We start from the raw sequence: 25689 nt of genomic DNA, 5'->3' as shown, positions 1-25689 counted from the left end.
GCTTTGGCTTCGCTTGCAGCAGGGATTTGCGCTGGAGGCCGAACGGCGCCGGCCCTTCCTCTGGCTGCCCATCGCCATGGGCGTCGGCATCCTGCTCTATTTCGCGGCCGATCGTGAGCCGGCATTATGGGCGCCGTTGCTCGGCCTCGCCCTGAGCGGCGCGGCGGCTTTCATGCTGCGCTTTCGCCCGCTTGCGTCGATGGCCTGCCTCGCGGCAGCCGCCGCCTTCCTGGGTTTTGCTGCTGGCGTCTGGCGCACGGCCGATATCGCGGCGCCGATGCTGGAGCGGCCGCGCATCGGCAAACTGACCGGCTTCGTCGAGAGCGTCGAAGCCCGCAACAGCGGCGCGCGGCTCGTCGTGTTGATGACCGATCTCGCCAATGTGCCGGTGGACCAGCGGCCGAAGCGGGTTCGTGTCAATATCCGGCAGGGCTCTGTCGCAGCCGGAGACCATATCGTAGCGACCGCGCGCCTGTTGCCGCCGCCGGGGCCGGCGCGGGCGGGAGGCTATGATTTCGGCCGCGATGCCTTCTTCCGAGGGATCGGCGCCGTCGGCAGCGTTTCCGGCAAGATCGCCCTAGTGCCGGCGCCTTACCCGATGCCGACTCGTCTTGCGATCGACGTGATGATCGATCGCGCCCGCAACGCCCTGACCAAACGCATCGCCGAACTCGGAGGCGGGCAGGGCGGGGCGGTTGCCGCAGCGCTCGTCACCGGCAAGCGCGGCCTGATTACCGAGGCCACGAACAACGACCTGCGCGCCGCCGGCATCTACCACATCGTCTCGATCTCCGGCCTGCATATGGTGCTGGCGGCCGGCACGATCTTCTGGCTGGTCCGTGCGCTGCTCGCCCTGTCGCAGACGGTCGCGCTGCACTGCCCGGTCAAGAAGCTCGCCGCGGTGGCGGCCATGGTCGGCGCGACCGCCTATTGCATCTTCTCGGGCAGCGATGTCGCGACCGAACGCTCGCTGATCATGACGCTGGTCATGCTCGGCGCGATCCTCGTCGATCGCGCGGCGCTGAGCATGCGCAACCTCGCGCTCGCCGCGATGATCGTGCTGCTGCGCGAGCCGGAGGCGCTGCTCGGGCCGAGCTTCCAGATGTCCTTCGGTGCGGTCGCAGCGTTAATCGCCTTCGCCGAGCGCTGGGAGAGGCGGGGCCGCAGCGAGCCGCCATCGGCCTTGCCGTGGCCGCTCGGGCCGATCTGGACCGCGGCGCTCGGCATCCTCGTCACCACCATGCTGGCGACGGCCGCGACAGCTCCCTTCGGCGCCTATCACTTCCAGACCTTCAACCCCTTCGGCCTGCTCGGCAATGCGATGGCGCTGCCCTTCGTCTCGCTCTTCGTGATGCCGGCGGCGGTGTTCGGCGTGCTGGCCTATCCGTTCGGGCTGGACTGGCCCGCCTGGGCCTTGATGGGACTCGCCTCCGACGTCGTGCTCAAGGTCGCGCATTGGGTCGCAACCATCGACCATTCCACCGTGACGGTCGCCGCCTTCGGCCCGGCTGTGCTGGGTTGCTTCGCGGTGACCCTGCTCTGGCTGACGCTCTGGACCACGGCCTGGCGCTGGCTGGCGGTCTTGCCCCTGATCAGTGGCGTCGCGATCGCCGGCAAGCCGGAACGGCCGGAAATCCTGATCGAGCGCGACGGCTCTGGGCTGGCAGTGCGCGGGCCGGACGGGCGCCTCGCCATCGCCGGCAAGCCCAGCCGCTTCGTGTTGCAGCAATGGCTTGCCGCCGACGGTGACAGCCGCTCGCCGGACGATCCGACATTGCGGACCGGCGTCACCTGCGATCGTCTGGGTTGCGTCGCGCAGACAGCCGACAAGCGCACGATCTCGTACACGCGCGAGCGCCTTGCCATCATCGAGGACTGCCTGCGCGCCGACCTCGTCGTCACCGCCATCCCCTGGAGTGGAGCCTGCAAGGCGAGGCTGGTCGAGCGGATGGCGCTTACGCGAGACGGGGCGACCTCGCTCTACCGAACAGCATCGGGATGGAGCAGCCGGACCTCGGAGCCGGACGCGGCCGACCGGCCCTGGAGCCGTCGGCGCGAGCCTCGCCCGGCCGAGCCGGCAACCCGGCCGGCTGGTCAGCCCGCAACCGCGCAGCCTGCGTCAGCGATCGACAGCGAAGCCGATCCAGATATCGAGCGCCTTCAGTAGCGCCGCATCAGGTTGACGAGGCGGCCCTGGATCTTGACCCGGTCCGGGCCAAGGACACGGGTCTCGTAGGCCGGGTTCGCCGCTTCGAGCGCGATCGAGGAGCCGCGCTTGCGCAGGCGCTTCAGTGTCGCTTCCTCGTCGTCGATCAGCGCCACGACGATATCGCCGGTATTGGCGGTGTCCTGCCTGCGGATGACGACGGTGTCGCCGTCGAGAATGCCGGCCTCGACCATCGAATCGCCGCGCACTTCCAGCGCGTAATGCTCACCGGAGCCGAGCATGTCCGGCGGCAGCGAGACGGTGTGGCTGCGGCTCTGGATCGCCGAGATCGGGGTGCCTGCCGCGATGCGGCCCATGACGGGAATCGCGATGGAATGCCGGCTATCGTCCTCGACAGCTGCGGGCCGGGGCTTGGCTATGCTCGGCTGCGCGCCGAGGCCGCCCTGCACGACGGCGGGGCTGAAGCGGGGGCGCGGCTGCGGGGTGCCGAGCCCGTCCGGCATCTTGATGACTTCGAGCGCGCGCGCCCGGTTCGGCAGCCGGCGAATGAAGCCGCGCTCCTCCAGCGCCATGATCAGGCGATGGATGCCGGACTTCGAGCGCAGGTCGAGCGCGTCCTTCATCTCGTCAAAGGAGGGCGGCACGCCACTTTCGCGCAAGCGTTCCTGGATGAAGCGCAGGAGTTCATGTTGCTTGCGTGTCAGCATGGTCGCCGCCAGCCCCTCAAAGCGCAGATTCGAAACAAAGCACGAACACCATACGCGTTCTGCTTGTGTTCTGCAAGCTGCTACCGTAGCGGCAGGATATGACAGGGGTCGCCCTTCTTCGCCGGAGCGGCATGGGCCGGGCGGATCGTCAGAGCCTGCGCGCGGGCCAGCGTGCCGAGCATCGAGGAATCCTGCCGGTCGAAGGGCGTCGCCACCCAGCCCGCCGGCGTCAGCGTGAGCTCCGAGCGCAGATAGTCCTCGCGCTCGTCATTGCCGGGAATGTCGCGGCCGAGGATGGCGGGGATGCTGCGGTCGCGATCGGCATCGGCGATGCCGAGCAGCGCCTCGATCAGGGGCAGCACGAAGAGATGGCCGCAGACGATCGAGGAGACCGGGTTGCCCGGCAGCCCGACCACGACCATCCGGCCGAGCCGGCCGGTCATCATCGGCTTGCCCGGCCGCATCGCGATCTTCCAGAAGCCAAGCGTCATGCCGGCGCGCGTCAGCGCCTCCTGCACGAGGTCATGCGCGCCGACCGAGGCGCCGCCCAGCGTGATCAGCACATCGGCATCGGCCTCGCGGGCCTGCGCGATCTTTGCGGCGAGATCGGCATGGTCGTCGCGAGCAATGCCGAGATCGAGAACGGCTCCGCCGGCCTTCTCGACAAGCGCGGCCAGCGCAAACGAGTTCGAGGCGACGATCTGGTCGCGGCCGACCGGTTCGCCCGGCGCGACAAGCTCGTCGCCGGTGGCCAGGATCGCGACGCGCGGCTTGCTCCGGACGGGCAGGGTTGGATGCCCCATCGCGGCGGCAAGCCCGAGCGCCGCGCTGTCGAGCGCGCGCCCGGTCTGCAGCAGCACGTCGCCTTCGTGGAAGTCCAGTCCCGCCGCGCGCAGGAACTTGCCCTTGGCAGGCGGCACCCGGACGCGGATGACCGGGCTGCCGACGCCGTCCGCATCTTCCTGCATCAGGATGGTGTCGGCTCCGTCAGGCATCGGCGCGCCCGTGAAGATGCGTACGGCCTGTCCAGGTCCGACGGCGCCCTCATAGGCCCGGCCGGCGGCGGATTCGCCGATGACCGAGAGCGAGACGCCCTCCGCCATCTCGTCGCCGCGCACGGCGTATCCGTCCATGGCGGAATTGGCGAAGGGCGGCTGGGTCCTGAGCGCCTTGACCTCGCCGGCCAGCACCCGCCACGCGCATTGCGCCAGCGGCAGAGTTTCTGCCACGGTCGGCCCCGGAATGCTGTCGAGCAGCGCCTTGCGTGCGACGGGGACCGGGGTGAGCGCCATCAGACCTGCTTAGCCTCGTAGTCGCCGGACTGGCCGCCGGACTTGTGCAGCAGCCGGATATTCTCGATCCGCATCGCCCGGTCGACGGCCTTGACCATGTCGTAGACGGTGAGACAGGCGACGGAGACGGCGGTGAGCGCCTCCATCTCGACGCCGGTCTGGCCCTTCATCTTGACCTCCGCACGCACGCGCACGCCCGGCAAGGTCTCGTCGATATCGAGATCGACGGCGATCTTGCTCAGCAGCAACGGGTGGCAGAGCGGGATCAGTTCATGCGTGCGCTTGGCGGCCATGATGCCGGCGAGGCGCGCGGTGCCGAGCACGTCGCCTTTCTTGGCATTGCCGTCGCGCACGATCGCGATCGTCTCCGGCGCCATGACGACCTGGCCTTCGGCGACCGCGATGCGGGTCGTCTCGGCCTTGCCGCCGACATCGACCATGTGCGCCTGGCCTTGGGCGTCGAGATGGCTGAGCCGGCTCACGCCGCGACGGCCTTGCCGGTGAGCAGCGCCTGCGTCGCGGCGGTGACGTCGGCCTGCCGCATCAGGCTTTCGCCGACAAGGAAGGTGTTCACGCCGATCCGGTTGAGCCGGGCGATGTCGTCATGCGTGAAGATGCCGCTCTCGCTGATGACGATGCGGTCGGCCGGCACGCGCGGCGCCAGACGCTCGGTCACCGCCAGATCGACATTGAAGCTGCGCAGGTCGCGGTTGTTGATGCCGAGCAGGCGGCTTTCGAGCTTCAGCGCCCGGTCGAGCTCGGCATCGTCATGGACCTCGACGAGAACATCCATGCCGAGCTCGCGCGCGGTCTCGTTCAGCGCTCTGGCGGTGGCGTCGTCGACGCCGGCCATGATGATCAGGATGCAATCGGCGCCCCAGGCGCGAGCCTCGTAGACCTGATAGGGCTCGTAGAGGAAATCCTTGCGCAAGGCCGGCAGGCCGGCGGCCTCGCGCGCGTCGGTGAGAAATTCCGGTTGGCCCTGGAAGGAAGGCGAGTCGGTCAGCACAGACAGACAAGCCGCGCCGCCGGCCGCATAGGCGCGGGCGAGCGAGGGCGGATCGAAATCGGCGCGGATCAGGCCCTTGGACGGGCTCGCCTTCTTGATCTCGGCGATCAGCGCCGGTGTGCCCAGTGCGAGCTTGCCGGCGAGCGCATCGGCAAAGCCGCGCGGCTTGGAGGCGGCGCGGGCGCGTCGCTCGATCTCGGCCTGCGGGACCGCGGCTTTCGCCGCCGCGATCTCCTGGCGCTTATAGGCTTCGATCTTCGCGAGGATGTCGGTCATGCCGGCCTCACGCGTTCGAGGCTTTGACGAGCGCGGCGAGTGTCGCCCTGGCCTTGCCGGAATCGAGCGCGGCCGTCGCCTGGGCGAAGCCGTCCTTCAGATCCCGGGCCTTGCCGGCGACGAGCAGAGCCGCGGCCGCGTTGAAGGCGGCGATGTCGCGGAAGCCGGTCTTCTCGCCGCCGAGCACGGCATTCAGCGCCGCCGCGTTCTCCTCCGGCGTGCCGCCACGCAGGACCTCGGGCTTGGCCGGTTCGAGGCCGACATCGGCGGGACTGATCGAGAAGCTCTCGATCTTGCCGTTCTCCAGCGAGACGACGCGGGTCGGGCCTGTGGTGGTGATCTCGTCGAGCCCATCGGAGCCATGCACGGCCCAGACGCGGGTCGAGCCGAAGGAGGCGAGCACCTTGACCATCGGCTCCAGCCAGGTCTCGGAGAAGGCGCCGATGAGCTGGCGCTTGGCACCGGCCGGGTTCGAGAGCGGGCCGAGCAGGTTGAAGATCGTGCGCGTGCCGAGTTCGGTGCGCACCGGTGCGACATGGCGCATCGAGGCGTGATGCGTCGGCGCGAACATGAAGCCGACGCCTGCCTCGCGGATGCAATGCTCGGTCGCGGCCGGATCGAGCCCGACCTTGACGCCGAGCGCGGTCAGCACGTCCGCCGCACCCGAGCGCGAGGAGGCGGCGCGGTTGCCATGCTTGGCGACCGGCACGCCGCAGGCAGCGGTGATGATCGAAGCCAGCGTCGAGACATTGTAGGAGCCGGAGGAATCGCCGCCGGTGCCGACGATGTCGATCGCCTCGGGCGGCGCCTTCACCGGCAGCATCTTGCCGCGCATGGCGCCGACGGCGCCGGCGATCTCGTCGATCGTCTCGCCGCGCACGCGCAGCGCCATCAGGAAGGCGGCCGACTGCGCGTTGGTCACTTCGCCCGAAAGGATGGTGTCGAAGGCGTCGCGCGCTTCCTCGCGGGAGAGCGTCGCGCCGGTCGCGACCTTGGCGATGAAGGGTTTGAAATCGTCCATGGGAGCTCTGCGGAATCAGGCTGAAAGGGTCAGGGCGGAGGCTTCGCGTTCGCTCTGCCATCGCTCCGCGAGGTCGAGGAAGTTCCGCAGGATCGTCGCGCCATGCTCGGAGGCGATGCTCTCCGGATGGAACTGGACGCCGTGGACCGGCAGCTCCCGGTGCGAGAGCGCCATGATCAGGCCGTCATCGCTCTCCGCCTCAATGTCGAAGACATCCGGGCAGGAGGCGCGCTCGACCACGAGCGAGTGATAGCGCGTCGCCTGCAGCGGGCCGTTGATGCCGCGGAACAGGCCGCGCGCCTTGTGGCGGATCGGCGAGACCTTGCCATGCATCGGCAGGGGCGCGCGCACGACCTGGCCGCCGAAGGCCTGACCCATCGCCTGCAGGCCGAGGCAGACGCCAAAGATCGGCTTCTTGCCCGCGCCTTCGCGGATGACGTCGAGGCAGATTCCGGCTTCGTTGGGCGTGCAGGGGCCGGGCGAGAGCACGATCGCATCGTGGTCGCCGGCGAGGGCCTCTTCGGAGGTGAGCGCGTCGTTACGCCAGACATCGACCTCGGCGCCCAGCCCACCGATGAGATGGACCAGGTTCCAGGTGAAGCTGTCGTAGTTGTCGATCAACAGAACGCGCATGGCCGAACCCGTGAATGCGGGTTGAGGTCATGCACGCTCTGAGGCGGGCTGGTCAAGTTTCGCGCGGGCTGCGCGGATCAGACCACCGGCGGATTCAACCGCGCGAAACCGGCCTGCCGCCGATAGGGGAAATACGGATAGGGCGCGGTGCGGACGCTCGCGGCATCGAGGCGCGCGACCTGTTCGGCCGTCAGGTTCCAGCCGACAGCACCGAGATTGTCACGCAATTGCTGCTCGTTGCGGGCGCCGATGATGACGGAGGAAACCGTCGGGCGCTGCAGCAGCCAGTTGATCGCGACCTGCGGCACGCTCTTGCCGGTCTCCCTGGCGATGGCATCGAGCACATCGACGATGGCGTAGAGCTGCTCGTCCTCGACCGGCGGGCCGAATTCGGCAGTCTCGTGCAGGCGGCTGCCGGCAGGCAGCGGCTGGCCGCGCCGGATCTTGCCGGTGAGGCGGCCCCAGCCGAGCGGGCTCCAGACCAGCGCGCCGACGCCCTGGTCGAGGCCGAGCGGCATCAGCTCCCATTCGTAATCGCGCCCGACCAGCGAGTAATAGACCTGATGCGCCACATAGCGCGGCCAGCCATGGCGCTCGGCCGCGGCGAGCGACTTCATCAGCTCCCAGCCGGCGAAGTTCGACACGCCGACATGGCGCAGCTTTCCGGCGCGGACGAGCATGTCGAGCGTCGAAAGCACCTCCTCGACCGGCGTGCCGGCGTCGAAGGCGTGCAATTGCAGCAGGTCGATATGGTCGGTGCCGAGACGCTGCAGCGCATCCTCGGTCGCCTTGATCAGGCGGCTGCGCGAGGAACCGGCATCATTAGGGCCGTCACCCATCGGCAGCGTCGTCTTGGTCGAGATCAGGACCTTGTCGCGTCGTCCCTTGATCGCCTCGCCGAGCACCTCCTCGGAGGCGCCGTTCGAATAGACATCGGCGGTGTCGAACAGGTTCAGCCCGGCTTCGAGGCAGATATCGATCAGGCGGCGCGCTTCCCGGGCGTCGGTCGTGCCCCATGCGCTGAAGAGCGGCCCGGTTCCGCCGAAGGTTCCTGCGCCGAAGCTCAGGGCGGGGACCATCAGTCCCGAATGGCCCAAACGCCGATATTCCATGATTCAGATCTCCAGTGGAGGCCGGAACTTGGCGATGCGGAACCGGCGTGATTAGCCCGCCAGCGGGAACAGCATTCGTGAGTTCAAGTCATCGAGCCCGCGGGAGCGGTACTAGCCTCGCGCGCTGCGCGGCATGCCGGCCGTGCGCGGCTGCGCCAGCCCCGGCGCGGTCTCGACGCCGAGCGCGGGCAGGGCAAGCGTGCGCTGGCCGCGGAAGTCGACATGACAGACGATCAGCCCGCGCTCCTCGATATAGCTGAGCACGCGTCGCGCGCGGCTCGGCGAAGCGCTGCCATAGACCTCCGCGAGCTCGGCATCGCTCGGGCAGGGGCGGCCCTCGATCGCGGTGCGAGCGATGTAGAGAAAGAGCCCCTGCAGGTCTTCCGGCAGCGTGCCGGAGGCTGCCACCGCCGTTTGCCAGCCCTCGCTCGTCGCGATGCTGTCGCTGACCCCGGCGCGCGCGACCGCGAGCCGGCGGCGGAACTCCTCGAGGCTCAGATGCGTGCGGCCGAGTCGGCGCATCCGGCAGCGCACGGTGAAATCCTGATAGAGCACGGCGACCTGTCGCGAGCGCGCTTCGGGATCGCCCATCAACTCGCGCAGGATCTCGACCATGATCGCCTCGCGCTCGGCCGGCTCCAGCTCGATCTCGGGTTCCGGCTCCGGCTGCGGGGCGGGGCGATAGTTCTCGATCCGGCGCAGCACCTCGGTTGGGTCGGGCCGTGGGCGCGGTGCCGGGCGGGCAGGCCGCGCCATCGGCAGCGGCTCGTCCTCGCCGCGCGTGAAGATCAGCTTGCCGGCATCTTCCGGCGCTTGCTCGGGGAGCGGCATCAATCCCGGCGCGCTGCCGCGATCGACCGAGGAGACCGTGCCGATCCGAATCGGGAGCGGGCGCTTCGACAAGGCGGGGCCAAGTGCGACGAACTGGCCGCGCTCCAGATCGCGGAACATCTCGGCCTGCCGGCGGTCCATGCCGAGCAGGTCGGCGGCGCGCTGCATGTCGATATCGAGGAAGGTGCGGCCCATCAGGAAGTTCGAGGCTTCCGCCGCGACGTTCTTGGCGAGCTTGGCGAGGCGCTGCGTCGCGATGACGCCAGCGAGCCCACGCTTGCGGCCGCGGCACATCAGGTTGGTCATGGCGCCCAAGGAAAGCCGGCGCGCTTCGTCGGAGGCTTCGCCCGCCATCACCGGCGCGAAGAGCTGGGCCTCGTCGACCACGATCAGCATCGGGAACCAGAGCGAGCGGTCGACATCGAAGAGCCCGCCGAGGAAGGCAGCGGTGGCGCGCAATTGCTCGTCGGCTTCGAGGTTTTCGAGGTTCAACACGACCGAGACGCGGTGCTGGCGCACCCGCAGGGCGACGCGCTGCAATTCGGCCTCGCCGCATTCGGCATCGACCACGACATGGCCGAACTGGTCGGCGAGCGATACGAAATCGCCTTCGGGATCGATGATCGCCTGCTGCACCAGAGGCGCGCTCTGCTCCAGCAGGCGGCGCAGCAGATGCGACTTGCCCGAGCCGGAATTGCCCTGCACCAGCAGGCGCGTCGCCAGCAATTCGGCGAGATCGATCAGACCGGGCTCGCCGGTCCTTGTCGTTCCCATCTCGATGGCGGTGGTCATGCGGGCGATGAATCGTCGGGTTGGATCGGGCGCGGACTTGCGGCCGGCGCTTCTAGCACGGCCGCCCCTTCGCTGGGCGCAGGGCAGCCCTGCCTTCCACAGGCAATCCGGTGTCAGCGCGGGCAGCGCAAGGCGCGCTCCTGCCGGAGGATGTCGGCGATCGCCCGGTGGTCATTGGCCGAGAGCGGCAGGTCCTCGACATTGTCGTACTGGCAGCCGGCATTGCCGAAGGCCGCGATCGCGCGCTTGGTGCGGAAGCAATAGCCCTGCGCCTTGTAGATCTCGTTGCGCGCGGTCCACAGATCGGCACAGGCTTGAGGGTTGGCGGATGCCGGGCTCGCCATTCCGCCTGCAAGCAGGGCGATTGCGAGAAGCGGGAAGCAAAGGCTGCGCATCGGGATATCTCCTGCTAGCGAGTCGCGAGCTTTGCGGAGAGGGCCGGGGAAGGCAACACGCGGACGATGACATGAAGTCGTCGCAACGGGCGGCTTCGCTGGCATGAGAGACTGACGGGCGGGGCGATGCAGTTCGGCTATTGCGAGCGGATCGATGGCAGCTTCTGGGCCGAGCCTCTGAACGCGGTGACCAATGCCGCCTTCCTCATCGCGGCGCTGGCCGGATTCTGGCTGTGGCGCCGGCACGGCGGACGCGATGTGGTCACGCTCGTCCTGATCGGGCTGGTCTTCGCCATCGGCATCGGCTCCTTCCTGTTCCACACCATCCCGAATCGCTGGACGCTGCTGGCCGATGTCATGCCGATCCAGCTCTTTGCCTTCGGCTATTTCGCCTTCGCACTAAGGCGCTTTCTCGGATTGTCCGGGGCGATCACCGCGGCCGGAACACTCGCCTTCTTTGTTCTGGCGCTGGGCCTGTCCGCGCTCGGGCGTGCGGTGCTGCCGACCGGGATGGCGGGCTCCGCAGGTTATGCAGCCTTCCTGCTCGGGCTGGTCGGCGTAGCGCTCGCTCTAGCGCGTGCCCCTGCTCGGCGCGATCCAAGCCGGCTACTGGCGCTTGCTGCAGGCACCTTTGCTGTTTCCCTGACGATGCGCAGTGTCGACGGCGCGCTTTGCGGCAGCCTTCCGCTCGGCACGCACTGGCTCTGGCACCTGCTCAACGCGGCGGTGCTCTACCTGCTCTTGCGCGCTGGGGTGCTCGGCGGCGCTTCCTCATCGCGGGGCGAATGAGGCGTTCGACGTCGCGTTCTTCTGCGCGGACGCGATCAGGCGACCGAAGGCCCCTGCCGCTTGCCGACGGTGATGTCGCCGGCCGAATGGGCCTCGATATCGACGATCGCGACATCCGGCCGATCGACCGCCGGGAGGCCGCGGGCATCGCTCTCGCGGTGCACGAAGACGAGGCTGGCCAGCGCCGGATGCCCGGCCAATCGCGAATGCGCCAGGGCCGGCTCCATGGCACCCGGCAGCACCAGATGGACACTGCGCCCGCCTTCGAGGCAGGCCTGGAGATCACCGAGGCTGAACAGGCCGAGCGGCAGAAGTTCGAGCCCGCTCAGCATCGCCACGCCCGGCCCGCTCGCCAGCGCGGCGAGGTCGCCGCCGACCAGCGTCGTCACGATGCGCGAGGAAATCGTTGGCTTCAGCGCCCGCGAGATCTCGAGCGCCTTGCCGAGCAATTCCCGCTCCGGCAGCGCGATTGGCCCCTGCAGCGACACGCCGTCGGCGATCTGCAGCACCGGTCTCTCGATGAGCTGGGGCAGGGGATGCAGCGTCGGGTTGGCCATCAGCGTGTCGAGCGGGGCGACGCCATCCGGCACATCCGGGCCGAAGCCGCCGACGAAGCGGGTGCCGAAGGCGCGCATCGCGAGGTTGCGCAGCATCAGGAGCGGCCGCAGCGGCCCGACCCGGCTGACGCCGAGCGCCATCACCGCGCCGGAAGCCTCGATCAGCCGGAGCAGTTCGAACTCGTTGCCGTGCAGCGGCAGCATGAGGGGCGACAGGCCCGCGCGCAGGCTCGCCAGGATCGAGACGATCGCCTCCGGCCCGAGCGGGGCCAGGATCGCGACGCTCGCGCCCGGCGTGCCCTTGTTGATGGCGAGGAGGCGCGCCAGCCGGTCGATGCGCTCGTCGAGATCGAGGAAATTGACCGAACCCGGCGTGACGTCGCTCCAGCCGCGCCGGCCGGGCGGATCGCGCAGGGCCGCGTCATAGCCGCGATTGCGGGTCAGGGCTGCGAGCAGGGTGTCGAGATCGAGACCGTCGAGCAAGGCTGAGGCTTCGTCCTGTTCCGCCCGCATCGACATGTCCTAGTTTGCCGGGGCTGCCGCCGGGAGGCGGGCCAGCAGCTCGTTGGAGAGGAAATAGGCCGGCTGCCGCCCGGCCAGCGCGACGCCGCGCGCGAAGGCGATCCAGGTGTCGGGCAGGTAATAGAGCGGCACGACGTAGAAGCCGGAAATCAGCAAGCGGTCGAGCGCGCGCACCGCCGCGACGAAATCCTCGCGCTCGCGGGCACCAAGCAGGGCCTGCAGGACGGCGTCCACGGCAGGCGATCTCACGCCGGCATAGTTCAGCGAGCCGTTGCGGGCGGCATTGGCCGAGCCCCAGCGTCCGATCTGCTCGTTGCCGGGCGAGGCCGAGGCCGGCCAGGTCCACTGGATCATGTCGAAATCGAAGGTCGACAGGCGCCGCCAGTATTGCACGTCGTCGATCAGGCGCACCGAGACAGTGATGCCAAGCCGGGCCAGAGACTGGGCATAGTTCAGCGCGAGCCGCTCCTGCGGCCGGCTGGTGACGGTGATCTCGAAGGCGAAGGGCTCGCCCTTGGCGTTGCGCAGCACGCCGTTCTGGACCGCGTAGCCCGCAGCCTTGAGCAGATCGAGCGCCTTGCGCGCCTGCTCGCGGTCGCGGCCGGAGCCGTCGGTCTCCGAGGGCCGCCAGCTGCCGGCGAGGATGTCCTCGCGCACGGCGCCCGGGAAGCCGGCGAGCAAGGCCTTCTCCCGGCCATCGGCGGGAACGCCGAGCGCCGAGAGTTCCGAATCGGAGAAGAAGCTGCCGGCCCGGCGATAGACGCCATGGAACAGGTTGCGGTTGACCCATTCGAAATCGAACAGGAGCCCCAGCGCCTCGCGCGCCCGGATATCGGCGAAGATCGGTCGGCGCGTGTTGAAGACGAGGCCGGTCATGCCCTTGGGCGTGTCGAAATGCAGGGTTTCCTGCCGGATGCGCCCGTCATGCACGGCCGGCACGTCGTAGCCGGTCATCCAGCGCGTCGGATCACCTTCGATGCGGACATCGTAGAGCCCGGCCTTGAACGCCTCGAACAGCGCGTTCGAATCCCGGTAGAAATCGTAGCGAATCTCGTCGGCATTATAGAGCCCGCGCGTGAGCGGATGGTCCTCGGCCCAGAAATCCTTGCGCCGCCGCAGCACCAGCGATTCGCCGGGGCGGACCTCCTCGACGGCATAGGGGCCGGAGCCGAGCGCCGGCTTGAAGCTGGTTTCGCCGAAGGTTTCGGCATTGGTCGCATGCTTCGCGAAGATCGGCATCGCGCCGATCACCAGCGGCAACTCGCGGTTGGAGCCATCGCCGAGCTCGAACTCGACGCGCCGGGGCGAGGGCGCCGCCACCTTGGTCACCCTGCCAAGGCTGGAGCGATGGAACGGCTTGCCCTTCGCCTTCAGCATCTCGAAGGTGAAGATCACGTCCTCGGCGGTGACCGGCCTGCCGTCCGAGAATCGCGCGCGTTCGTCGATCTCGAAGGCGAGCTGCTTGCGGTCGGCATCGAGCGAAACGCCGGAGGCGAGCAGGCCATAGGCCGTGAAGGGCTCGTCGGCCGAGCGGAAGAGCAGGCTCTGCTGGACATATTTCGGCACGGCGTCGGGCGCGACGCCGAGCACGACGAGCGGATTGAGGCTGTCGAAGGTGCCCTGGATGCCCATGATGATGCGCCCGCCCCGGGGTGCCTTGGGGTCGGCATAGGGCAGATGCGCGAAGCCGGGCGGGAGCGCCGGCTGGCCATGCATCGCGATGGCGTGCCGCAACGGGGCCGAATCGGCCAGCGCCTTACGGCCGCGCGCCATGACGGCGAACGGGGCCAAAGCCAGCAGAAGGTTGACCCCGCGGCGGCTCATCGCCTGGGGCAATCGAAGAAATTCCATCGGACGACCTGATTCCCTCGACAAGAATAGCATGGGAGCAGCAGGGTCACGCAGCTATTCGGGCTGGAAACCTCGGAGCGAACTCGCTAAAGGCGGGGCAGGGTGTCATTCAAACGCCTCAATCAGCCTTGATGTGCACGGCTTGCGATGGCCTGCGCCCCATGCGATTGGGCCATCAGCGGTGACGCGCGCGGCTTGCGAAGTCGTGATCCCGAATTCGCTTGGTAAGGAAAGACAAGAATGTCCGCTTCGTATCGCCTGTCATCTCGTGCGCTCGGCCTCGTGCTCAGCACGGCCATCGGCTTTGCGCCCGTCGCGGGCTTCGCTCAGGCTCCGGCGCAGCGCCCGGCGACGCCGACCCGCCCGGCCGCCCCGGCGCCGGCCCAGCCTGCCGCTCCGGCCCAGCCCGGCGGTGCAGCCACCGGCCCGCAGGTCGTCCAGGTCAAGCCCGAGCCCTCGCAGACGAGCTGGACCAAGGTCTGCGGCAAGGACCAGGCCGCCAACAAGGAAATCTGCTACACCACCCGCGACTTCGTCTCGGATCAGGGCCAGCCGGTGCTGGCCGTCGCGATCTATGACGTGAAGGGCGACCCGAACAAGATCGTGCGCTTCCTGATGCCGCTCGGCCTGCTGCTGCAGCCCGGCATCCGTTTCGGCGTCGACAATGCCCAGCCCACCGGCGGCCGCTACGCCATCTGCTTCCCGAACGGCTGCTTCGCCGAGTCGCAGGTCAAGGACGACTTCATCAACGCGATGAAGAAGGGCACCAACCTGAATGTCAGCGTCCAGAACCAGGGCGCCCGCGAACTGACCTTCACCATCCCGCTGGCCGATTTCGCCAAGGGCTTCGACGGCGCCGCGATCGACCCGAAGGTGCTCGAGGACCAGCAGAAGCAGCTGCAGGACGAACTGGCCAAGCGCCAGGAAGAGCTGCGCCAGCGTCTCGGCGCCGGCGGCGCTGCCGCTCCGGGTGCTGCTGCCCCGGCTCCCGGCGCCGCGCCCGCGACCCCGCCGAAGCCCTGATCGACGGCGCGATCGCCTGAAACAGAAAAGGCCGGTCCCTCGCGGGGCCGGCCTTTTTCTTTGAGCATGCCTGATGCCGACGATGGGCTCCTCGCGGAGAGACGGCGGCCGTCCGGCGAGATTCAATTCAGATCGGCGCGATCCAGCTTGTAGCGGCCCTTGCGGTCGCGCCGGAAGAACTCCTTGGCGCGGGGATGGCGCACGGGCTCGCCGGAATCGTCGTCGACGAGATTCTGCTCGGAGACATAGGCGACGTATTCCGCCTCCTCGTTCTCGGCGAAGAGATGGTAGAAGGGCTGATCCTTCGACGGGCGCATGGCCTCCGGAATCGCCATCCACCACTCCTCGGTGTTCGAGAAGACCGGGTCGACGTCGAAGATCACGCCGCGGAACGGGTAGATGCGGTGCTTGACCACCTGCCCGATCCTGAACTTGGCCGAACGCGCTTCCATGACAGATCCATCTTGCGCCGGCTGATACGCCGCCAGCTTACGTTCTTGCCGCCTTGCTCAAGCATTGCGTCGTAAATGCGTCGAGATCAATCGATTCAGGCCGGCTGTCCCATCACATTCCGTAGCGCTCGGCGAGATCCGGGTCGCGCGCGGCGACCTGAACAGCGAGGTCGACGATCACCTTCGCCTGTTTCCAGGTGGCGTCGTCCTGCATCTTGCCGTCGATCATAACGGCGCCCGAACCGTCGGGCATCGCCTCCAGAATCCGCCTGGCGAAAGCGACCTCGGCCGGGTCGGGGCTGAAGACCCGCTTGGCGATGGCGATCTGCGAGGGGTGCAGCGTCCAGGCGCCGGCGCAGCCGAGCAGGAAGGCGTTGCGGAACTGCGCCTCGCAGGCGGCTTCGTCACTGAAATCGCCGAAGGGGCCGTAGAACGGCTTGATCCCGGCCGCGGCGCAGGCATCGACCATCTTGGCGAGCGTGTAGTGCCAAAGGTCCTGCTGCGCGACCGCACGAGTGCCGCCATCGGGGGAGGGGTCGGCGATCACCTTGTACTCGGGATGGCCGCCGCCGACGCGGGTCGTCTTCATGGCGCGAGAGGCTGCAAGATCGGCCGGCCCGAGGCTCATGCCGTGCATGCGCGGCGAGGCGGTGGCGATCGCCTCGACATTCTTCACGCCCTCCGCCGTCTCCAGGATGGCGTGGATCAGGATCGGCTTGCGCAGCAGGTGCCGCGCCTCGAACTGCGCCAGCAGCTGGTCGACATAATGGATGTCCCAGGGACCTTCGACCTTCGGCACCATCACGACGTCAAGCTTGCCGCCGATCTCGCCCACGATCGCGGTGATATCGTCGAGGAACCACGGCGAATTCAGCGCATTGACGCGCGTCCACAGGCCGGTCTTGCCGAAATCGACCGCCTTGCCCATGGTGATGAAGCCGTCGCGCGCCGCCCGCTTGGCCTCGACCGGGATCGCGTCCTCGAGATTGCCGAGCACGATATCGACCTGGCCGGCGAGTTCGCCGACCTTGGCGCGGACCTTCTCCAGATGCGGCGGGACGAAATGGATCATCCGCTCGAGCCGCAGCGGCAATTCGCGGAAAGGCTCCGGCGCGCCGATCGCAAGCGGGCGGAAGAACTGGCGCGGCGTCCTGGTCGTCATCGGCGGCTCCATGCTGCAATGCAGCGACTGTGGCCGAGACAACGCGCGCCGTCCATGGTTCTTTCGATGGCGGTTGGGTCGGAATGCCTAGGCTATTAGTCCTAATGTTGGGGTTGGGGAATATTTCCTAGGCATCATGTCTTCTTGTTGCGCTGGGTGCGGGCACGCACGCTGAGAAAGCCCTTGCTGCCTCTGAGCCATGCGCTAGATGCAGATGTCCGCCGGGTTCGGGTCGAAAGCGGGCGCCTTCATCGCAGGACGAAAACGCCACCGATGGCCGACCTCCTCAGCATCTTCAATCTGGTCGCGCCGTTCTTCGGGCTGATCCTGCTGGGCTTTGCCATCGGCCGTTACAAGCAATTGCCGGAGGAAGGGCTCGCCTGGCTGCAGTTCTTCCTGATCTATGTCGCATTGCCGCCGCTGTTCTACCGGCTGATCGCCGACAAGCCGCTGAGCGAGCTCGCCAACTGGAAATTCATCGCCGGCACGACCTTCGCCACCTTCTGCGCCTTCAGCCTGTCGCTGGTGATCGGGCTGAGGGCTGCCAAGGGCGATCTGCCGCAGGCGGTGATGCAGGGCGTCGCCGGGGCCTATTCCAATATCGGCTATATGGGCCCGCCCTTGATCCTGGCGGCGCTGGGGCCCGAGGCGAGCGCGCCGGTCGTGCTGATCTTCGTCTTCGACAGCGTCTTGCTCTTCTCGCTCGTTCCGCTGCTGATGGCGGTCGCCGGCGTCGAGAAGAAGAGCCTGCTCGCGACCGCCGGCGAGGTGGCCTGGCGGGTCATCACCCATCCGTTCAACGTCGCGACGCTGGCCGGCGTGCTGGCGAGCTATCTCAAGTTCGAACTGCCGGTGGCGCTCGACCGGATGGTGTTGTGGCTCTCGCAGGCAGCCGCACCCTGCGCGCTCTTCCTGCTTGGCGTCACCGTGGCGCTGAGGCCGATGAAGACGATGCCATCAGGCGTTCCCGCGCTGGTCTTCATCAAGCTCCTGCTGCATCCGTTGCTGGTCTGGGTGCTGCTCTCGGCCATCGGCGGCATCCCGACCAACTGGATCTATGCCGCGATCATCATGGCGGCGCTGCCGCCAGCTTTGAACATCTTCGTCATCTCGACGCAGTACAAGGTCGGGGTCGAGCGTGCCTCGGCCTGCATCCTCGTCGGCACCATCGTCTCGATGGTCACGCTGTCGGGCTTCCTGTGGCTGGTGAAGACGGGCAGGATAGCGGCCGATCTCTTCCATTAAGGGTGCCGGATGCTGCCGCTGGACGACCTGCTGGTCCTCGATTTCTCGACGCTCCTGCCCGGGCCGCTGGCGGGCCTCTTCCTATCCGAGGCCGGCGCGCGCGTCATCAAGATCGAGCGGCCGGGCGGCGAGGACATGCGAGGCTTTCCGCCGCGCTTCGGCGAGACGGCGGCGCCCTTCGCGGTGCTCAATCGCGGCAAGGAGAGCGTCGAGCTCGATCTGAAGGCTCCGGATGCGTTGGCGCAGTTGACCCCGCTGATCGCGAAGACCGATATCCTGATCGAGCAGTTCCGGCCGGGCGTGATGGAGCGGCTCGGCTTCGGTCCTGAGGCGCTGAAGGCGATCAACCCGCGCCTGATCTATTGCTCGATCAGCGGCTATGGCCAGCACGGCCCGCGCGCGCAGGAGGCCGGGCACGACATCAATTACCAGGCGCTCGGCGGCCTGCTCGGCCAGTCGCTGAAGCGCGGCGAGGCGCCGCCCTTGCCGCCGCCGCTCGTCGCCGACATCGCCGGCGGGACGATGCCAGCCGTGCTCAACATCCTGTTGGCCTTGCGCCAGCGCGATCGCACAGGGCTGGGCTGCCATCTCGACATCGCCATGGCGGATGCGATGCCGACCTTCGCCTGGTACGGGTTGGCGCAGGGCCAGGTCACCGGTTCCTTCCCCGATGGCGGCGAGGGGCTGCTGACCGGCGCGAGTCCGCGCTACGGGCTCTATGCCACGGCTGATGGCTGGTTCCTGGCGGTCGGCGCGATCGAGCCGAAATTCTGGCAGAGCTTCTGCGAGGGTATCGGCCTCGACGAGCGCCTCCGCGACGACCGCCGCGACCCGGAAGCGACGCGGGCCGGCATCGCCGCGATCATCGCCAGCGAGAGCGCCGCCTATTGGCGCGCGCTGATCGAGCCGCTCGATTGCTGCTGCACGGTGGTGCGGACGCTGGAGGAGGCGGTGTCCGATCCGCAGATGTCGGCGCGCGGCCTGCTCGACGCTCAGGTCGAGGAGCCCGGTGGTCGGCGCCTCGTCTCGACTCCCTTGCCGCTGGCGCCGGTCTTCCGTGAGCAGGCGGCCGGGTTGCGGAAGGTCGCCGCGAGCGGGGCTGATACAGGCAAGCTTCTCGGCGAATAGCGACGTGATCAGGCGCGCGCGCCGCCGGCCAGTCCCTGCCGCATCACGAGGCGCCGTAGCGGCCCGATCCGCGACAGTGCCAGCAACCCCGCACCCCGCATCAGGTCGGCCGGCAGCAGGTCGGTCAAGAGCGTCCGGTTGAGCATATCGACCGCGCCCGTGCGCAAGCGGACATCGGTCTGCCGCGCGCTGTCATAGTCCGCGATGACGCTCGGTGCGCCGGCATCCGTTGCGCCCGCCAGCGCCTCGCTCAGAGCGGCGACATCGCGCAGGCCGAGATTGAGGCCCTGTGCGCCGATCGGCGGGAAGACATGCGCGGCCTCGCCGATCAGCGCCATGCGGCCGGCGCCGAAACGCTCGACCGAGAGCCCGCCCATCGGCACCTTGCCGCGTGGTCCCGAGACGGTCATCGCGCCGAGCAGCGACTGCACCTGCCGCTCGACCCGCAATGCGAAGGCGGCATCGTCGAGCGCGGCAAGGGCCGGGGCTTCCTCCGGATCGACGAGCCAGACCAGCGACGATCGTCGGCCGGGCAGGGGCACGATGGTGCAGGGGCCCTTGCGCGTATGGAATTCCGTCGAGGTTTCCTGATGGTCGCGGCGGTGCTCGAAAATCGCGGTCAGCGCGACCTGCGGATAGCGCCAGTCGCGGCTTTCGATGCCTGCCGCCGCGCGCACCTGCGAATTGCGCCCATCGGCACCAACGACGAGCCGCGCCTTCAGCGGTGCGAAACCCTCGCCGGAAAGGCGCGCGCTGTCCGCCTCCGGCTCGATCGTCCGGACGAAGCCGGGGACCATGCGCAGGCCGGATCGCGCACCGGCTTTCTCGGCGAGAATCCCGGTCAGGTCGGCATTCTCGATATTCCAGCCGAAGGCCTCCAGCCCGATCTCGGAGGCGCGGAACTCGACCGGTGGCTGGCGGAACAGGCTGCCGCTGTCGTCGACAAGGCGCATGACCTCGAGCGGCGCGGCCTTTTCCAGCAAGGCGTCCCGCACGCCGAGATCGGCCAGCATCCGCCAGGAGCCGTCGAGCAGGGCGACCGTGCGGCCGTCACGCGGCGTTGCGACCGGGCCGAGCAGGGCGACGCTGCGCCCTTCGCGGCTCAGCGCCAGCGCGGCCGCCAGGCCGACGGCGCCGGCGCCCACGATGGCGATATCGACCTGATCGGCAGTGTCCGTGCTCATTGCCCTTGGCTAGCCGATGCGCCGCGCTTTGGCCACGGGCCGCAAAGTCGCAAGGTGCGTTCTGCGTTGGGCACGGATGCCTTTCCCGCCCGATGAACTATGGTCGGGCATCCATCCCGTAGGAGATGCCTTTCATGGTCAAAGCCATTCGTGCCCATAAGACCGGCGGCCCCGAGGTCCTGCAGTTCGAGGACGTCACCCTGCCGCAGCCGGGTCCCGGCGAAATCCTGATCCGGAACCGGGCGATCGGCCTGAATTTCATCGATACCTATTTCCGCTCCGGCCTCTATCCGGCGCCGCAACTGCCCTTCACGCTGGGCAACGAGAGCGCCGGCGACGTGCTCGCCGTCGGGTCGAATGTCACCGAGTTCAAGCCGGGCGACCGCGTCGCGGTGGTCGCGGGTCTCGGCGCCTATGCCGAGGAGCGCATCGTGCCGGCGGCTTCGGTCGTGGCGCTGCCCGAAGGCATTTCCTACGAGGCCGCGGCCAGCATGCTCCTGAAGGGGCTGACGGCCGAATACCTGCTGCACCGGACCTACAAGGTGAAGCCGGGAGACACGATCCTGGTCCATGCCGCGGCTGGCGCCACCGGCCTCATTCTCTGCCAATGGGGCAAGGCGCTGGGCGCGACCGTGATCGGCACCGTCGGCTCGAAGGAGAAGGCGGAACTCGCCAGGGCGCATGGCGCCGACCACGTCATCAACTACCGCGAGGAGGATTTCGCGGCGCGGGTGAAGGAGATCACCGGCGGGGCGCTCTGCGACGTGGTCTATGACGGCGTCGGCAAGGACACCTTCATGAAGTCGCTGGACACGCTGAAGCCCTTCGGCCTGCTGGCAAGCTTCGGCAATGCCTCGGGCGCGGTTGAATCCTTCAATCTGGGCATTCTCGCCAGCAAGGGCTCGCTCTATGTCACGCGCCCGACGCTCAACACCCACACGGCCAAGCGCGAGACCATGATCGCGATGGCGAAGAACCTGTTCGGGGCGGTGACGAGCGGCAAGGTCAAGGTGCCGGTCAACGCGACCTTCCCGCTGAAGGATGCGGCCGACGCGCACCGCCTGCTGGAATCGCGCGGCACTACCGGCTCGACGGTCCTGATTCCCTGATCCGATCCGGGAATGATGCGAATGGAAAAGCATGCGTCCGGGCAACCGGGCGCATTTTTTTTCGTGAGCCATGAACCCGCAGGCGGGGCGCCGCGACGAATCGGTATCAGCACGCGGTGCTGACAACCATTCAAGGTGACGTCATGACCAGCAGGTTTAAGATCGTCGGCTTTCTCTTCGCGACCCTGACCCTTTCGGGTGTCGCTCTCGCCCAGCAGGGCGGCGGCAATGGCGGCGGAGGCGGCGGTGGCGGCTCCGGTGGCCAGGGCGGGCAGGGCGGCGACCACAACTCCGTCATCGCCATCCGCCTGCAGGACCACGAGCGCATCCGCGTCCCCGGCGCGGCGAAGACGCGGGCGGCCGGAGCGAACTGCATCACGCACGCCTGCAACGAGCGACCGCGCCAAGAGCCCCCTCCGGTTCTGACCGCGGAAGGTTGCGGCGGCGAACTCCGGGTCGCGCGTGACCGCAACGGCCGGATCGTCCGCCGGGTCTGCGAATTCCCGAACTGACAGGCTATAGCTCAGACAGCCACGCCGTGAAGATCGTAGGCGTCAGCGCGCTCGATCTTCACGGTGACGATATCGCCGGCCCTGAGCGGCCGGCGGCTCGCCACATAGACATTCCCGTCGATCTCCGGCGCGTCCCATTTCGAGCGGCCCTTGGCCACGGTCGGGCCGGCCTCGTCGATGATCACCGGGATGCGCTTGCCGACGCGGCCCTTGACGATGCGGGCGGAAATCTCGGCCTGCGCCTTCATGAAGCGGTGCCAGCGGGCCTCCTTGACCTCCTCGGGAACGAGATCGAGGCCGAGGTCGTTTGCAGGCGCGCCCTTCACCGGCTCGTACTTGAACGCGCCGACGCGCTCCAGCTTCGCTTCCTTCAGCCAGTCGATGAGGATGTCCATGTCCTCCTCGGTCTCGCCGGGGAAGCCGACGATGAAGGTCGAGCGGATGGCGAGGTCGGGGCAGATGTCGCGCCACTTGCGGATGCGGTCCAGCGTGCGGTCCTGATGGGCCGGGCGCTTCATCGCCTTGAGGACGTTCGGGGAGGCGTGCTGGAACGGGATGTCGAGATAGGGCAGCACGAGCCCTTCCTGCATCAGCGGGATCACCTCATCGACATGCGGGTAGGGGTAGACATAGTGCAGGCGCACCCACATCCCCATCTGGCCGAGCTCGCGGGCGAGCTCGAAGAAGCGGGTGCGGATTTCGCGATCCTTGAACATCGACGGCGCGTACTTGATGTCGAGCCCGTAGGCGCTGGTGTCCTGCGAGATCACCAGCAATTCCTTGACGCCGGCCTTGGCCAGCTTCTCGGCCTCGCGCAGCACGTCGCCGATCGGCCGCGAGACAAGGTCGCCGCGCAGCTTCGGGATGATGCAGAAGGTGCAGCGATTGTTGCAGCCCTCTGAAATCTTGAGATAGGCGTAGTGCCGCGGCGTCAGCTTCACGCCCTGATCGGGCACGAGGTCGACGAAGGGGTCGTGCTTCGGCGGCACCGCCTGGTGCACGGCCGAGACGACGCTCTCATAGGCCTGCGGGCCGGTGATCGCGAGCACGTTCGGGAAGACGTCGCGGATCTGCTCGGGCTCGGCGCCCATGCAGCCGGTGACGATGACCTTGCCGTTCTGGGCAAGAGCCGAGCCGATCGCCTCCAGCGATTCCGCCTTGGCCGAGTCGAGGAAGCCGCAGGTGTTGACGATGACGAGGTCGGCCCCGGCATGGCTCTTCGAGAGCTCGTAGCCCTCGGAGCGCAGCGAGGTGATGATCCGTTCGGAATCGACGAGCGCCTTGGGGCAGCCCAGCGAAACGAAGGAGATTTTCGGCGCGACGGCGTTCATCGGCTGATGGCTCGGTTCAGAATGTCAGGAAGCGCCGCGCGTCAGGGCACGCGATCGGCGCTTCCTTTGAACCTTTTCAAGCTGATTTGCAATCGAAAGCGCGATCAGGCCGCCTTGCCGGTCGCGACGGGGCGGTCCGGGTCCTGCGTCCAGTCGGTCATCGAGCCGTCGTAGAGCGCGACTTCGTCGCGGCCCAGAACCTCCGACAGCACGAACCAGTTCGCCGCCGCGGAGTGGCCGGTATTGCAGTAGGAGACGACAGGCCCCTGCGGCACGGCCGCGAAGAGCTGCTCCAGCTCACCGGTGGCTTTCAGCTTGCCGCTGCCGGGCTCGAAGGCACCGGCATAGTCGCGCTGAATCGCGCCGGGGATATGGCCGGCGCGTGCGGCCTCGGCCGATTTCTCGCGGCCCTCGAAATAGCTGGGACCACGGGCATCGACGAGGCTGGCCTGCTTGCTCCGGGAGGCGACGAGCGTCGAATCCGCCGTGCTGCGCAAGCCCTGCTGTGCCACGACTGGGTAGGGCGCCGCGCTCTTCGGCGCTGATGCGCCGGTCACGACCGGGCGCTGCGGATCGGCCGTCCAGGCCTTGAAGCCGCCATCAAGGATGGCCTGCTGGCCGTGGCCGATGAATTTCAGCGTCCAGTACACGCGTGCCGCTGCGGCGAAATCGGTCGCGGCGGTGCCGGCCGGGACGATGACGACATCGTCATGCGGCTCGATGCCGAGGCGGCCAGCGAGCGCGGCGAGATGGTCGAGCGGCGGCAGCATGCCCGGCGCGTTGCCGATCTTCGCCCGCCAGCCATCGGCCGCATAGTCGGAATGGACAGCGCCGGGGATATGCCCGGCCTCGAAGGCCACCTTCGCGCCATCGGCGGCGGTACGGATATCGATGATGACGAGGTTCTCGTCGCCCAGCCGCGCAGCGAGCGCCTCCGGCGTGATCAAGCCGACGAATTCAGCCCTGCTCATTCAGCAGCTTCCTTCTGTAGTTCGTCGATCACTTCGAGGCTGTAGCTCATCTCGGCGGTCGCCCCGAGCATGATCGAAGCCGAACAGTATTTTTCCTTCGACAATGTGACGGCCCGCTCGGCCTTGGCATGAGAGAGGCCCTTGCCGGTGATGCGGTAGGCGAGGTGGATCTTGGTGAAGACCTTGGGATCGGTCGTGGCGCGCTCGGCCTCGACATCGACCTCGCAGCCGGTGATGTTCTCGCGGCCCTTCTTGATCATCCCGACGACATCGAAAGCCGTGCAGCCGGCGAGCCCGATCAAGAGCATCTCCATCGGCCGGATACCGAGATTGCGTCCGCCATATTCCGGCGCGCCATCCATGATCATGGCGTGCCCGCTGCCGGACTCGCCCATGAAGGCCATGCCATCAACCCATTTCGCGCGTGCTTTCATCGCGATCTCCTGTCCGGACCGAGGACCGGTCGCCGAGATGGCTGCCGGATTCGCCGGGGAGGCTATGGCATCGGGCCGGGAAGGGGAATCCGGTTTTCGCGGGCCGCGATGCGCGAAATTGCGGGATCAGGCGGCGGCGAAGAGGTTGCCATGGGCGATGCGCAGCCTGATCCGCTCGCCGATCGCCGGAGCGACCTGGCTGGCGAGATCGACCTCGAGCCGCTTCTTCAGCCCCTCGACGGCGACCTCCGCCCGGCGGATCGGGCCGTTGCGGCGCAGGTGCTCGACCGTGCCGGGCAGGGCCAGCGGCGTCTCGTCGACGATGCGCAGATGCTGCGGCCGGACATAGAGCGAGGCCGGGCCGCCCTGGTTCTGCGACAATCCGCCCAGCACCGGCCGGTCGCCGAAGAAGGCCTGGCTGCCGACGACCTTGACCGGCAGCTTGTTTACCTCGCCCAGGAACTCGCAGATGAAGGGCGTCGCCGGATGGTCGTAGACGTCGTCGGCCGAGCCGACCTGCTCGATGCGGCCTTCGTTGAGGATCGCGACGCGGTCGGCCAGCTCCAGCGCCTCTTCCTGATCGTGGGTGACGAAGACGGTGGTGTGGCCGGTGCGGCCGTGCAGTTCGCGCAGCCAGGCGCGCAGGTCCTTGCGGACCTTGGCGTCGAGCGCCCCAAAAGGCTCGTCGAGCAGCAGCACGCGCGGCTCGATCGCCAGCGCGCGCGCCAGCGCGACGCGCTGCCGCTGGCCGCCGGATAGCTGGCTAGGATAGCGCTTCTCCAGCCCCGGCAACTGAACGAGTTCGAGCAAGTCGCCGACGCGCTTGCGGATTTCGTCGTTGCTCGGGCGCTGGTGACGCGGCCGGGATTTGAGCCCGAAGCCGATGTTCTCGGCAACATTCATCGTCTTGAACAGCGCGTATTGCTGGAAGACAAAGCCGATGCGGCGGTCGCGCAGGGAGAGATCGCGCGTATCGGTCTCGCCGAACAGGACACGGCCGCGATCGGCCTCTTCCAGCCCGGCGATCAGGCGCAGCAGCGTCGTCTTGCCCGAGCCGGAGGGGCCCAGCAGCGCGACCAGCTCTCCCGGCTGGATATCGAGCGAGACGCCGCGCAGCGCCGGGAAGTTGTCGAAGCGCTTTTCGATGGTCTCGATGGTGACGGCGACCGACATGGCGAGAAATC

25 protein-coding genes are annotated in these 25689 nt (G+C 68.0%); 7 read left to right on the top strand and 18 right to left on the bottom strand.

Annotated features, from left to right (window positions below; all coding sequences use genetic code 11):
- The first annotated feature begins 13 nt into the window (after nucleotides 1-13).
- Nucleotides 14-2167, top strand: a complete 2154-nt coding sequence (locus NUV79_RS10195) for a ComEC/Rec2 family competence protein (protein WP_257732967.1) — start codon at nucleotides 14-16, stop codon at nucleotides 2165-2167.
- On the opposite strand, the gene lexA is transcribed toward NUV79_RS10195, so the two are convergent.
- The 9 genes from lexA to NUV79_RS10150 form a co-directional block, all read right to left on the bottom strand.
- Nucleotides 2161-2874: a transcriptional repressor LexA gene (lexA, locus tag NUV79_RS10190; RefSeq protein WP_257732966.1), complete on the bottom strand. Its 714-nt coding sequence runs from the start codon at nucleotides 2872-2874 to the stop codon at nucleotides 2161-2163. The two genes, NUV79_RS10195 and lexA, sit on opposite strands and share 7 nt — an antisense overlap.
- An 80-nt stretch (nucleotides 2875-2954) precedes the next feature.
- On the bottom strand, nucleotides 2955-4166 hold the full coding sequence (locus NUV79_RS10185; protein WP_257732965.1) for a molybdopterin molybdotransferase MoeA: 1212 nt from the start codon (nucleotides 4164-4166) through the stop codon (nucleotides 2955-2957).
- Nucleotides 4166-4648, bottom strand: coding sequence for a cyclic pyranopterin monophosphate synthase MoaC (moaC, locus tag NUV79_RS10180; RefSeq protein WP_257732964.1), 483 nt, complete (start codon nucleotides 4646-4648; stop codon nucleotides 4166-4168). The genes NUV79_RS10185 and moaC overlap by 1 nt, the downstream gene beginning before the upstream one ends.
- Complete coding sequence (trpC, locus tag NUV79_RS10175) at nucleotides 4645-5451, bottom strand: indole-3-glycerol phosphate synthase TrpC (RefSeq protein WP_257732963.1); 807 nt, start codon at nucleotides 5449-5451, stop codon at nucleotides 4645-4647. Before trpC ends, moaC begins: the two co-directional genes overlap by 4 nt.
- Before the next feature lie 7 nt (nucleotides 5452-5458).
- Complete coding sequence (trpD, locus tag NUV79_RS10170; protein WP_257732962.1) at nucleotides 5459-6472, bottom strand: anthranilate phosphoribosyltransferase; 1014 nt, start codon at nucleotides 6470-6472, stop codon at nucleotides 5459-5461.
- 15 nt (nucleotides 6473-6487) lie between these two features.
- A complete protein-coding gene (locus tag NUV79_RS10165) occupies nucleotides 6488-7105 on the bottom strand; it encodes an anthranilate synthase component II (RefSeq protein WP_257732961.1) in 618 nt (205 codons plus the stop codon).
- A gap of 77 nt (nucleotides 7106-7182) precedes the next feature.
- Nucleotides 7183-8217, bottom strand: coding sequence for an aldo/keto reductase (locus tag NUV79_RS10160; RefSeq protein ID WP_257732960.1), 1035 nt, complete (start codon nucleotides 8215-8217; stop codon nucleotides 7183-7185).
- A 111-nt stretch (nucleotides 8218-8328) separates the two neighbouring features.
- Nucleotides 8329-9840, bottom strand: coding sequence for a helicase HerA domain-containing protein (locus NUV79_RS10155; RefSeq protein WP_257732959.1), 1512 nt, complete (start codon nucleotides 9838-9840; stop codon nucleotides 8329-8331).
- A 113-nt stretch (nucleotides 9841-9953) separates the two neighbouring features.
- Nucleotides 9954-10235 (bottom strand): YARHG domain-containing protein, encoded by a 282-nt coding sequence (locus tag NUV79_RS10150; RefSeq protein WP_257732958.1) that lies wholly within the window; start codon nucleotides 10233-10235, stop codon nucleotides 9954-9956.
- Nucleotides 10236-10361: 126 nt separating this feature from the next.
- Between NUV79_RS10150 and NUV79_RS10145 the strand changes: the two genes are divergently transcribed.
- Nucleotides 10362-11024 (top strand): ceramidase, encoded by a 663-nt coding sequence (locus tag NUV79_RS10145; protein WP_257732957.1) that lies wholly within the window; start codon nucleotides 10362-10364, stop codon nucleotides 11022-11024.
- Nucleotides 11025-11059: 35 nt separating this feature from the next.
- Here NUV79_RS10145 and NUV79_RS10140 read toward each other — a convergent pair whose 3' ends face one another.
- Together NUV79_RS10140 and NUV79_RS10135 are read right to left on the bottom strand one after the other, a co-directional pair.
- A complete protein-coding gene (locus tag NUV79_RS10140; protein ID WP_257732956.1) occupies nucleotides 11060-12094 on the bottom strand; it encodes an AMP-binding protein in 1035 nt (344 codons plus the stop codon).
- Between the two features lie 9 nt (nucleotides 12095-12103).
- Nucleotides 12104-13927: an extracellular solute-binding protein gene (locus tag NUV79_RS10135; RefSeq protein ID WP_257732955.1), complete on the bottom strand. Its 1824-nt coding sequence runs from the start codon at nucleotides 13925-13927 to the stop codon at nucleotides 12104-12106.
- A 267-nt stretch (nucleotides 13928-14194) separates the two neighbouring features.
- On the opposite strand from NUV79_RS10135, the gene NUV79_RS10130 reads away from it, so the two are divergent.
- Nucleotides 14195-14977: an invasion associated locus B family protein gene (locus NUV79_RS10130; RefSeq protein WP_257732954.1), complete on the top strand. Its 783-nt coding sequence runs from the start codon at nucleotides 14195-14197 to the stop codon at nucleotides 14975-14977.
- Between the two features lie 122 nt (nucleotides 14978-15099).
- On the opposite strand, the gene hspQ is transcribed toward NUV79_RS10130, so the two are convergent.
- Both hspQ and NUV79_RS10120 read right to left on the bottom strand, forming a co-directional pair.
- Nucleotides 15100-15429: a heat shock protein HspQ gene (hspQ, locus tag NUV79_RS10125; RefSeq protein ID WP_047578680.1), complete on the bottom strand. Its 330-nt coding sequence runs from the start codon at nucleotides 15427-15429 to the stop codon at nucleotides 15100-15102.
- Between the two features lie 112 nt (nucleotides 15430-15541).
- Nucleotides 15542-16591 carry an HpcH/HpaI aldolase/citrate lyase family protein gene (locus tag NUV79_RS10120; protein ID WP_257732953.1) on the bottom strand — a complete coding sequence of 350 codons (1050 nt, stop codon included), beginning with the start codon at nucleotides 16589-16591 and terminating at the stop codon, nucleotides 15542-15544.
- A 273-nt stretch (nucleotides 16592-16864) separates the two neighbouring features.
- On the opposite strand from NUV79_RS10120, the gene NUV79_RS10115 reads away from it, so the two are divergent.
- Nucleotides 16865-17836 (top strand): AEC family transporter, encoded by a 972-nt coding sequence (locus NUV79_RS10115; protein WP_257732952.1) that lies wholly within the window; start codon nucleotides 16865-16867, stop codon nucleotides 17834-17836.
- Nucleotides 17837-17845: 9 nt separating this feature from the next.
- Nucleotides 17846-18964, top strand: a complete 1119-nt coding sequence (locus tag NUV79_RS10110; RefSeq protein WP_257732951.1) for a CaiB/BaiF CoA transferase family protein — start codon at nucleotides 17846-17848, stop codon at nucleotides 18962-18964.
- Between the two features lie 8 nt (nucleotides 18965-18972).
- Here NUV79_RS10110 and NUV79_RS10105 read toward each other — a convergent pair whose 3' ends face one another.
- On the bottom strand, nucleotides 18973-20148 hold the full coding sequence (locus NUV79_RS10105) for a UbiH/UbiF family hydroxylase (RefSeq protein ID WP_257732950.1): 1176 nt from the start codon (nucleotides 20146-20148) through the stop codon (nucleotides 18973-18975).
- 134 nt (nucleotides 20149-20282) lie between these two features.
- Between NUV79_RS10105 and NUV79_RS10100 the strand changes: the two genes are divergently transcribed.
- Both NUV79_RS10100 and NUV79_RS10095 read left to right on the top strand, forming a co-directional pair.
- Complete coding sequence (locus NUV79_RS10100) at nucleotides 20283-21257, top strand: quinone oxidoreductase family protein (protein WP_257732949.1); 975 nt, start codon at nucleotides 20283-20285, stop codon at nucleotides 21255-21257.
- Between the two features lie 143 nt (nucleotides 21258-21400).
- Complete coding sequence (locus NUV79_RS10095; protein ID WP_257732948.1) at nucleotides 21401-21769, top strand: hypothetical protein; 369 nt, start codon at nucleotides 21401-21403, stop codon at nucleotides 21767-21769.
- 11 nt (nucleotides 21770-21780) lie between these two features.
- Here the strand turns inward: NUV79_RS10095 and rimO are convergent, their stop codons facing one another.
- The 4 genes from rimO to NUV79_RS10075 form a co-directional block, all read right to left on the bottom strand.
- The gene (gene rimO, locus NUV79_RS10090) at nucleotides 21781-23100 is read right to left on the bottom strand and encodes a 30S ribosomal protein S12 methylthiotransferase RimO (protein ID WP_257732947.1); all 1320 of its coding nucleotides are present in this window, start codon (nucleotides 23098-23100) and stop codon (nucleotides 21781-21783) included.
- A gap of 104 nt (nucleotides 23101-23204) precedes the next feature.
- Nucleotides 23205-24071, bottom strand: coding sequence for a sulfurtransferase (locus NUV79_RS10085; RefSeq protein WP_257732946.1), 867 nt, complete (start codon nucleotides 24069-24071; stop codon nucleotides 23205-23207).
- Nucleotides 24068-24505 (bottom strand): OsmC family protein, encoded by a 438-nt coding sequence (locus NUV79_RS10080; protein ID WP_257732945.1) that lies wholly within the window; start codon nucleotides 24503-24505, stop codon nucleotides 24068-24070. Before NUV79_RS10080 ends, NUV79_RS10085 begins: the two co-directional genes overlap by 4 nt.
- A 126-nt stretch (nucleotides 24506-24631) precedes the next feature.
- Nucleotides 24632-25678 (bottom strand): sulfate/molybdate ABC transporter ATP-binding protein, encoded by a 1047-nt coding sequence (locus NUV79_RS10075; protein WP_257732944.1) that lies wholly within the window; start codon nucleotides 25676-25678, stop codon nucleotides 24632-24634.
- Nucleotides 25679-25689: the final 11 nt, after the last annotated feature.

Source organism: Allobosea sp. 47.2.35 (assembly GCF_024655635.1).
In the GTDB taxonomy this organism is placed as follows: Bacteria; Pseudomonadota; Alphaproteobacteria; order Rhizobiales; family Beijerinckiaceae; genus Allobosea.
Note: the sequence above shows the minus strand (reverse complement) of the source record. Positions and strands in the feature narration are given on the sequence as shown.

Excerpts from the sequence above, each read along its gene's own strand:
- lexA (WP_257732966.1), bottom strand. The coding sequence starts at position 2,874 with ATGCTGACACGCAAGCAACATGAACTCCTGCGCTTCATCCAGGAACGC.
- NUV79_RS10185 (WP_257732965.1), bottom strand. The coding sequence starts at position 4,166 with ATGGCGCTCACCCCGGTCCCCGTCGCACGCAAGGCGCTGCTCGACAGC.
- trpC (WP_257732963.1), bottom strand. The coding sequence starts at position 5,451 with ATGACCGACATCCTCGCGAAGATCGAAGCCTATAAGCGCCAGGAGATC.
- trpD (WP_257732962.1), bottom strand. The coding sequence starts at position 6,472 with ATGGACGATTTCAAACCCTTCATCGCCAAGGTCGCGACCGGCGCGACG.
- NUV79_RS10165 (WP_257732961.1), bottom strand. The coding sequence starts at position 7,105 with ATGCGCGTTCTGTTGATCGACAACTACGACAGCTTCACCTGGAACCTG.
- NUV79_RS10160 (WP_257732960.1), bottom strand. The coding sequence starts at position 8,217 with ATGGAATATCGGCGTTTGGGCCATTCGGGACTGATGGTCCCCGCCCTG.
- NUV79_RS10155 (WP_257732959.1), bottom strand. The coding sequence starts at position 9,840 with ATGACCACCGCCATCGAGATGGGAACGACAAGGACCGGCGAGCCCGGT.
- NUV79_RS10150 (WP_257732958.1), bottom strand. The coding sequence starts at position 10,235 with ATGCGCAGCCTTTGCTTCCCGCTTCTCGCAATCGCCCTGCTTGCAGGC.
- NUV79_RS10145 (WP_257732957.1), top strand. The coding sequence starts at position 10,362 with ATGCAGTTCGGCTATTGCGAGCGGATCGATGGCAGCTTCTGGGCCGAG.
- NUV79_RS10140 (WP_257732956.1), bottom strand. The coding sequence starts at position 12,094 with ATGCGGGCGGAACAGGACGAAGCCTCAGCCTTGCTCGACGGTCTCGAT.
- NUV79_RS10135 (WP_257732955.1), bottom strand. The coding sequence starts at position 13,927 with ATGAGCCGCCGCGGGGTCAACCTTCTGCTGGCTTTGGCCCCGTTCGCC.
- NUV79_RS10130 (WP_257732954.1), top strand. The coding sequence starts at position 14,195 with ATGTCCGCTTCGTATCGCCTGTCATCTCGTGCGCTCGGCCTCGTGCTC.
- hspQ (WP_047578680.1), bottom strand. The coding sequence starts at position 15,429 with ATGGAAGCGCGTTCGGCCAAGTTCAGGATCGGGCAGGTGGTCAAGCAC.
- NUV79_RS10120 (WP_257732953.1), bottom strand. The coding sequence starts at position 16,591 with ATGACGACCAGGACGCCGCGCCAGTTCTTCCGCCCGCTTGCGATCGGC.
- NUV79_RS10115 (WP_257732952.1), top strand. The coding sequence starts at position 16,865 with ATGGCCGACCTCCTCAGCATCTTCAATCTGGTCGCGCCGTTCTTCGGG.
- NUV79_RS10110 (WP_257732951.1), top strand. The coding sequence starts at position 17,846 with ATGCTGCCGCTGGACGACCTGCTGGTCCTCGATTTCTCGACGCTCCTG.
- NUV79_RS10105 (WP_257732950.1), bottom strand. The coding sequence starts at position 20,148 with ATGAGCACGGACACTGCCGATCAGGTCGATATCGCCATCGTGGGCGCC.
- NUV79_RS10100 (WP_257732949.1), top strand. The coding sequence starts at position 20,283 with ATGGTCAAAGCCATTCGTGCCCATAAGACCGGCGGCCCCGAGGTCCTG.
- NUV79_RS10095 (WP_257732948.1), top strand. The coding sequence starts at position 21,401 with ATGACCAGCAGGTTTAAGATCGTCGGCTTTCTCTTCGCGACCCTGACC.
- rimO (WP_257732947.1), bottom strand. The coding sequence starts at position 23,100 with ATGAACGCCGTCGCGCCGAAAATCTCCTTCGTTTCGCTGGGCTGCCCC.
- NUV79_RS10085 (WP_257732946.1), bottom strand. The coding sequence starts at position 24,071 with ATGAGCAGGGCTGAATTCGTCGGCTTGATCACGCCGGAGGCGCTCGCT.
- NUV79_RS10080 (WP_257732945.1), bottom strand. The coding sequence starts at position 24,505 with ATGAAAGCACGCGCGAAATGGGTTGATGGCATGGCCTTCATGGGCGAG.
- NUV79_RS10075 (WP_257732944.1), bottom strand. The coding sequence starts at position 25,678 with ATGTCGGTCGCCGTCACCATCGAGACCATCGAAAAGCGCTTCGACAAC.